At 35.8% G+C, this 4,217-nt stretch carries 5 protein-coding genes; all 5 read right to left on the reverse strand.

The genetic code is table 11. The features are described from left to right. Window positions 1-12 precede the first annotated feature (12 nt). Window positions 13-234: a hypothetical protein gene (locus AC1RPJ_RS07520; protein ID WP_481761990.1), complete on the reverse strand. Its 222-nt coding sequence runs from the start codon at window positions 232-234 to the stop codon at window positions 13-15. Beyond that, the gene (locus tag AC1RPJ_RS07525) at window positions 231-962 is read right to left on the reverse strand and encodes a replication protein (protein ID WP_481761991.1); all 732 of its coding nucleotides are present in this window, start codon (window positions 960-962) and stop codon (window positions 231-233) included. The genes AC1RPJ_RS07520 and AC1RPJ_RS07525 overlap by 4 nt, the downstream gene beginning before the upstream one ends. A gap of 74 nt (window positions 963-1,036) precedes the next feature. Next, a complete protein-coding gene (locus AC1RPJ_RS07530; RefSeq protein ID WP_481761992.1) occupies window positions 1,037-1,201 on the reverse strand; it encodes a transcriptional regulator in 165 nt (54 codons plus the stop codon). A gap of 577 nt (window positions 1,202-1,778) precedes the next feature. Next, entirely contained in the window at window positions 1,779-2,864 is a 1,086-nt protein-coding gene (gene mobV / locus AC1RPJ_RS07535; RefSeq protein WP_004906452.1) for a MobV family relaxase, read from the reverse strand. Window positions 2,865-3,438: 574 nt separating this feature from the next. Next, window positions 3,439-4,059, reverse strand: a complete 621-nt coding sequence (locus tag AC1RPJ_RS07540; protein WP_481761989.1) for a GNAT family N-acetyltransferase — start codon at window positions 4,057-4,059, stop codon at window positions 3,439-3,441. Window positions 4,060-4,217: the final 158 nt, after the last annotated feature.

The following is a 4,217-nucleotide window of genomic DNA, read 5'->3' on the forward strand; positions in this document are numbered from 1 at the left end:
CAGTCTCAATATTTATTTTATTTCTCCCATTTCTATCAATTCCTCAAATCCTTCAACAAAGTAATCTCTATCTTTCAAACAAACAACTCGTTTTTCTGGACCTTCAGGTGTCTCAGTTTCACTTAACTTTATACCACAAATAAAGCATTGACCTAAAAGCTCTTTAGTCGGGATAACATTTTGATCAGTGTATTCTAAGTATTTCTCAACATCACTTTCACTAAACTCTCTCATGCTCTCACCCCTCTCTCATTCTTTATTTCTCCTGTATCAGGATCAATGGTTTTTGAATAGACCGGACGATAACCACATTGGTAATTTGCATCAAAATATAGTCGAAAAATTCCAGAAGAACTTGAAATTATTTCATTCACATATTTCATACTCTCAATTCCAAATTCGTTACCTCTTTGTCTGATAAACGAGCTTAATTCCTTTACATTAACAATGTTATATTCATCTACAATTTCAAGTAAAGTCTGCCTTAATTCTTTCTTTTCATTTTCATCAAGTGTTACGTATCTATCAATATCAAAATCATTTATAAAGATTAAATCTTTTTTATCGTAGCGGTGTTTACCTTTCTTAATTGCATCAGAACTTTCATGCGTTAAATACTGAAAATAATACTCCACGCTATCAACAATTTCGATATGAGATACAGATTGATCACCTAAATTACGTTTTATTTTTTTCCGAATACTTTCAACAGTAACCGGATTACGAGCAATATACAAAACATGATAATGTGGTTTTTTATAAATTGATCCACCAGCACTTATTATCTCTTGTTCATCAGGAGTCATATCTTTAAATTTTCGTTCAGTTTTATCTAAATTATGGAGCGGACTAATCGCCATAGGAATACCAGTTTTTTCTAAATTTTCAATAAAGTTTTCAGGAATACTTTCAGGATACAAAATGAATGCAAAGTTTCTAGCCTTTGTATTTTTAGTAGTCATATAGTATAATCACCTTTAGAAAATAAAAGCATTTTTCACGAGCGAACTTGAGAGAGGGCGCTCTTTTTTTATGCTCATTTTTCTCCTTTCTTAGATTTTTCGATAACATCACGCATATAGTTTCTAATATCGTAAGTTACAATTTTTCCTTCACTTTTTAAAATCTCTTTGTAATCAGCATACATCTTTTTAGGTATTCTAACGGTTACAACTTGATATTCTGTTTTCTCTTCAGGCATAAAACTCACTCCTTTATTTTTTTATCATTATACATCATTATATACTTATAGTCTATATAGTCAAAAAATAACCCGTTTAAAAAAACGGCGGTCAAAACGGCGGTCAAACGGCGGTCATAAAAAAACTCCCAAATCCATTGGGAGAGTAAGCGTAAAGTCCTATTCAAGTAAAATTTGGCACTCGGCACTTATAGGGGGGTCGTAGTACGGGAGCGAAATTCGCTCCCTGCCCCCTGATTTTCAAAATTTTTATCCCACTCAAACCAAAATATGGGCTCCGCCCAAACCCGCAAGCTGTGTCAGCTTGACCCCATAAATGAGCGGGAGCTCCCGCTCAAACTCACCCCGCACTCGCCGTGGGGCAGGCAAAAAAAGCAGGTGTGCTTTTCTTTGCATGCGCAAAAGTGTTTTATCCGCTAGTCTATCAACTCCTTAAAGCCTCAAAAAGGGGCTAACTGCTAAAGCAGCAAGCCCCTTTAATTCGATTTACCGTTGACAGACACAAAATTAACGACGTTCAATCTAGCCAGATGTTAAATTAAGCTCTTAAATGCCATTTTAAGCCCATATAAGCGTTTTAAAGATGTGGACCGCCTAATTCATCAGATTTATGTTTTTCGAGTTCCTGTGAGCTTTCAGGGGCTTTTTTAGACGGTTCTTTTAGTCCTGCACGTTCTAGCCACTTGTCAGGTAAATTGATACCTAGTTTTTTGTGTAGAAATTCATCAACATTGCGGACAATGCCTTGAAGTGTTCCGACTAACTTTTGCAATCGCTCATTCTCTCTTTCGAGGTCATTATAGTCCCACGTTGTTCTAGTCAGTTTATCTCTTAACGAGTCGGCTTCACGCCTTGCTCTAGCATGCATTTGATTGTAATTATCACTAAAAGACGCCCGTTGTTCCAAATCAGCGAGATCAGATTTATCAACCATGACTTTATTTTTATTCAGCAAAGTTGGTTTACTAGCAATTTTTTTGTTATCCCGTGGCTTGATTTCATCAAGCTGTTTTTTAGTATCTGCAAGCTTTGCTTGTGTCTCTTGTTTTTCGGTCTCTATTTTTTTCAAATCTTCCCGCATAGTTTTGTATTCGGGTACTGATAAATTCTTACGCTCTTTGTTTTTGTTGCCACGTTGAACATCAAAGCCATTCTCTTTGAGATATTGTGGTAATTCCTCTTGAATGCGCTGTAAGGCTTCACGATTGAATATACGCTTAGCTGAGAGCTTTCTATCATCATCAAAGGGCACAATGCCCATATGCATGTGAGGGGTCTTCTCGTCCAAGTGAACGACCGCATAACGAATATTTTCGTCGCCATAGTTATCTGCAAAATATTGTTTGGCTGTTTCAAAATATTTACGGGTTTCGACTTCGTCTAATTGCTCAAAAAAATCTTTGTCACTGGTTAGAATCCACTCATTGACTAAAACAGCGTCTTTGCGAACTGCCCGCTTACTAGCTTTATTTTCGTTGATATAGGCTTCAATATCCGTTTTAAAATTATCAGTGCGCCCAGCCACCAAATCATAATTCAAGTGGGAGCGGGAAACATCAATATCTTCGTTGCTGTGATTAGTCGTTTTCCGTTGGTCATGATTGCCAATACCGACTAAATTATCAGCTTTTAATTTCGTCATTCTAGCCACTACAAAACTCATAGTACGCACCTCATTTCGGAGTTATCTTCCAAGTAAAGTATAACCCACTATACTTCACTCTGTGAAGTGTGGTCTCTGCGAGGCTAAAAACTGTCTGTCCACTTTGCCCCTTTTTTCGCCTTTAGGCTGAAAAGGTTCGACGTGAACAGGCACAAAAAAAAACGCCTACAGCTGTCCTTTTTTCTAGTAACAGAAATGATATTTTCACCTTTGCATTTTTCCGCAACGATTGCAAATTCATTTCAATATCAAATTCAAAACAACAGACCTTGCCACTTTTTCAAAAGTGGCAAACCCAGAAAATTTCTACATGTCTCCGACGGCTCGAAAACGAGTTGCCAAGAGGGTGGAAAATCAGTGGATCGTATCAACTTCTTAAATTCCTTCCGATTTGCTTCAGTCAGACATTTATCGTTGACCCTACCGTTTATTTTCCCACTGGCCAAATAAAAAAGAGTAGCCTAAGCTACCCTTTTCTAAAAAAATAGTTCAACAATCGCGCCCATTGAAGGTAAATTTTTAAGAAATAACATTTTTTCATTTTACTTAGAAAATATAATACTAGCCCCTTTTATCACATTTTTCCGTACAAATAGAAATGCATATTCTCTTGTAATTCTGGCAAATCGAGCGTTTCTTCAGCTAATCGTTCCAAACCTTGATGTTCATAAAAGCCAAAATTACATGTCGTATCCGTAAATAAGTAAAATGTCTTAAGATTTTCAGATGTCATATAATCTAAAAATTGTTGATACAATTGTTTACCGATACCTGAACCACGTTGGTTTCCATCTACAACAAAAAAAGCTAATTCACCATCAAAGTTTGTACCAATGCTCTTTAAAAGAATTTCATCAACTTCTTCAAATTTTTGAAACGTCTTTCCAATTTTACGCCCTTCTTTAGATATAGCAATTCGTGCAACAGCAATTCCTTGCCGAATAAGATACCTTAGTGGTTTACGATGTGTTTCTCTATTTTTACCCATAATAATACCAACAGGCACTTCATTAAAAACAGCAACACTAGTAAATGTTTGATTAACAAGACAACTGGCAAGATATATTTTAGACAGTTGTTTAGCTAATTTTGGGCTTCCTAATCGATCGTAGTTCCATGATTTGCGAATCATATCTTCCAAGATATGATAATCGGATGGTTTAATAGGACGGTATTTAATATCTGCTTGTGTCATTACTTTTCCTCCAAATAATTAACTTCTAAATTGTTCTTAAATCCAATATATTCCACGTCAATAATCATTACTTAACCTCTCCAGTCTCAATATTTATTTTATTTCTCCCATTTCTATCAATTCCTCAAATCCTTCAACAAAGTAATCTCTATCTTTCA

This window comes from Dellaglioa sp. CoH-57-MRSF-17, from assembly GCF_056782015.1.

Bases quoted from the DNA above. Each gene is read 5' to 3' on its own strand.
- AC1RPJ_RS07520 (WP_481761990.1), bottom strand. From the start codon at position 234: ATGAGAGAGTTTAGTGAAAGTGATGTTGAGAAATACTTAGAATACACT.
- AC1RPJ_RS07525 (WP_481761991.1), bottom strand. From the start codon at position 962: ATGACTACTAAAAATACAAAGGCTAGAAACTTTGCATTCATTTTGTAT.
- AC1RPJ_RS07530 (WP_481761992.1), bottom strand. From the start codon at position 1,201: ATGCCTGAAGAGAAAACAGAATATCAAGTTGTAACCGTTAGAATACCT.
- mobV (WP_004906452.1), bottom strand. From the start codon at position 2,864: ATGAGTTTTGTAGTGGCTAGAATGACGAAATTAAAAGCTGATAATTTA.
- AC1RPJ_RS07540 (WP_481761989.1), bottom strand. From the start codon at position 4,059: ATGACACAAGCAGATATTAAATACCGTCCTATTAAACCATCCGATTAT.